We start from the raw sequence: 2,571 nt of genomic DNA, 5'->3' as shown, positions 1-2,571 counted from the left end.
CACCGCCGGTTCGGCGAGGACCTGGGCCGCGGCGAGTGCGCCGCCCATGCGGGGCACCATGGCCACGGCGAGCGCGGCGACCGTCGTCCCGACGCGCAAGGCGCGCGGGACGCGGCATCCGACCGTGACTGACCCGCGACGGGGTCGGACGTTGCGCCGCATGTCGGTGACGCGTCCGACCCCCTCGCACGGCCATTACCGTGGATGACATGACCGCTGTGCCCGACCCCCAGCCCACGACCCCGCTCGAACCGGCCGACCAGCGCCGTGCCGTCGCGGAGTCGCTCGGCGCCGACGACTTCAAGGCACTGTTCCGCGGGCACCCCGGTGGGGTCGCCGTGATCACCGCCGATGCGGGCGACGGACCCGTCGCGCTGACAGCGACGTCGGTCGCCTCGGTGAGCGCCGACCCGCCCCTGCTGATCTTCTCGGTCTCGGCCACGTCATCGGCGACGCCGACCATCATGGCCGCCGACACCGTCGTGGTGCACTTCCTCGACGTGCACGACCTCGACCTCGCACGCCTCGGCGCCACCAGCGGTGTCGACCGCTTCGCGGACACCGACGCCTGGTCGAAGCTCACCACGGGCGAAGCCGTCTACCACGGAGTGCGGGCGTGGGTGCGGTGCCGCATCATCAACCGGATGGATGCCGGCGGCTCCACCGTGATCGCCGCGCACGCTCTGCAAGCGAGCATCAACCGCGATGTCGCCGCGGGCGACCCCGGCGACGCGCTGGTGTACCACAACCGCACGTGGCACCGACTCGATGAGGCATCCCGCATCGACGGCCCCGTGCGCTGATCAGGCCCCGGGCGACCCGGCGTCGGTGATGCTGACGTCGGTGCGGTGGAAGTTCTGGAACGACCGCGACGCGGTCGGGCCGCGCTGCCCCTGGTAGCGGTTGCCGTACGCGCCGGAGCCGTAGGGGTTCTCGGCCGGCGACGACAGGCGGAAGAAGCACAGCTGGCCGATCTTCATGCCCGGCCACAGCTTGATGGGCAGCGTCGCGACGTTCGAGAGCTCGAGGGTCACGTGCCCGGTGAAGCCGGGGTCGATGAAGCCGGCGGTCGAATGGGTGAGCAGGCCGAGGCGTCCGAGCGACGACTTGCCCTCGAGGCGGGCCGCGATGTCGTCGGGCAGGGTGACGCGCTCGAACGTCGACCCGAGCGCGAACTCGCCCGGGTGCAGGATGAACGGCTCGTCGGGGGCGACCTCGATGAGACGGGTCAGCTCGGGCTGATCGACCGCCGGATCGATGAACGGGTACTTGTGGTTGTCGAACAGCCGGAAGTAGCGGTCGAGGCGCACGTCGACGCTCGACGGCTGCACCATCGAGGCATCCGAGGGCTCCAGGCCGATGCGGGCGGAGTCGAGTTCAGACCGGATGTCGCGATCGGAGAGCAGCACGCGATCAGCGTAGCCGCCGGGCGCGGTTGCTATGCTGGCGAGGCGCCGTCAGGCGTCATCCCGGCGGTCACGCCGCCTCGGGGCTGTAGTTCAATGGCAGAACTTCTGCTTCCCAAGCAGACAGCGCGGGTTCGATTCCCGTCAGCCCCTCCACCTTCTACACCTATATCGCCCGCGATAACTCTCGGGTACCCTGGCGCCGTGGACATCAGGGCGCAACGGGAAGCGGCGGGCATGAGTCAGTCGCAGCTCGCTCTGGCCTCCCAGGTCTCGCAACCCAACCTCTCGGCCTACGAGAACGGTCGTCGTTCGCCCAGTGGCGCCGTCGTCGAACGCATTCGCACAGCACTCGCCGCGACGGCCTCCGAGCGCGTCGCTCGCCACCGCGACGAGATCCTGAGGCTCCTCCCCGCGTACCACGCGACGACCCCGCGGCTCTTCGGTTCCGTCGCCCGCGGCAGCGCCCACGGGGCATCCGATGTCGATCTGCTCGTCGACTTCACCGACGAGGCCACGCTGCTCGACGAGGTCGGTTTGCGCATCGCCCTCACCGACCTCCTGCAGGTGGAGGTCGACGTCGTTGGGGCGGATGCGTTGCACGGCGATATCCGCGAGCGCATTCTGCGCGAGGCAGTCGCGCTGTGACCGCGCGCGATGCGCAGAAGGCGCATGATGCCGCACGACGGGTGGTGGCGGTGTGTGACGTGCTCGCTGAGATCGTGGCGGGCGGGCAAGACGCCTTCGTCGCAGACCTGCGTGCGCAATGGGCAGCAGAGATGGGTCTCATCCGCATCGGCGAGGCCATCGGACGCATCCCACCTGCTATTCGCGAGCGGTTCGACGGGCAGCCATGGCGGCAGATCATCGACATGCGCAACTTTGCCGCGCATCAGTACGACGATCTCGATCCACGCCGCGTCTGGCGCACTCTCGTGCGCGACATCCCGGCGCTCCGGGCTTACCTCATTGAGGTGCTGATCGCGGGTGTCGTCGACTGACGCCCTCACCCGTGCGCGAGCAGCTGCAGTCCGGCGGTCAGCACACCGAGCAGGGCCTCCGCGCCCAGGGCGACGAGCCGCTGCCACCAGGCGAGGCGCAGCCTGCGGATCGCGAGGTACCCGATCACGACCAGGGCGAGCAGCAGAGCGGCGGCGGCCGCGAC

At 69.9% G+C, this 2,571-nt stretch carries 4 protein-coding genes and 1 tRNA gene; 4 read left to right on the top strand and 1 reads right to left on the bottom strand.

Annotated features, from left to right (window positions below; all coding sequences use genetic code 11):
- Positions 1–209 precede the first annotated feature (209 nt).
- Positions 210–803, top strand: coding sequence for a flavin reductase family protein (locus ABT08_RS11685; protein WP_045245851.1), 594 nt, complete (start codon positions 210–212; stop codon positions 801–803).
- On the opposite strand, the gene dcd is transcribed toward ABT08_RS11685, so the two are convergent.
- Entirely contained in the window at positions 804–1,409 is a 606-nt protein-coding gene (dcd, locus tag ABT08_RS11680; RefSeq protein ID WP_045245850.1) for a dCTP deaminase, read from the bottom strand.
- Between the two features lie 79 nt (positions 1,410–1,488).
- Between dcd and ABT08_RS11675 the strand changes: the two genes are divergently transcribed.
- From ABT08_RS11675 to ABT08_RS11665, 3 genes are all read left to right on the top strand, one after another.
- Positions 1,489–1,562 (top strand) — tRNA-Gly (locus ABT08_RS11675).
- A 48-nt stretch (positions 1,563–1,610) separates the two neighbouring features.
- Positions 1,611–2,054 carry a helix-turn-helix domain-containing protein gene (locus tag ABT08_RS11670; RefSeq protein ID WP_268768687.1) on the top strand — a complete coding sequence of 148 codons (444 nt, stop codon included), beginning with the start codon at positions 1,611–1,613 and terminating at the stop codon, positions 2,052–2,054.
- On the top strand, positions 2,051–2,407 hold the full coding sequence (locus ABT08_RS11665) for a HepT-like ribonuclease domain-containing protein (protein ID WP_056206693.1): 357 nt from the start codon (positions 2,051–2,053) through the stop codon (positions 2,405–2,407). The genes ABT08_RS11670 and ABT08_RS11665 overlap by 4 nt, the downstream gene beginning before the upstream one ends.
- The last annotated feature ends 164 nt before the right edge of the window (positions 2,408–2,571 follow it).

Origin of the sequence: Microbacterium sp. SCN 71-21 (assembly GCF_001725695.1) — a bacterium.
Taxonomy (GTDB): domain Bacteria; phylum Actinomycetota; class Actinomycetes; order Actinomycetales; family Microbacteriaceae; genus Microbacterium; species Microbacterium ginsengisoli.
The sequence above is the reverse complement of the archived record's forward strand: the minus strand, read 5'-3'. Positions and strand labels throughout refer to the sequence as shown.

Excerpts from the sequence above, each read along its gene's own strand:
- ABT08_RS11685 (WP_045245851.1), top strand. The coding sequence starts at position 210 with ATGACCGCTGTGCCCGACCCCCAGCCCACGACCCCGCTCGAACCGGCC.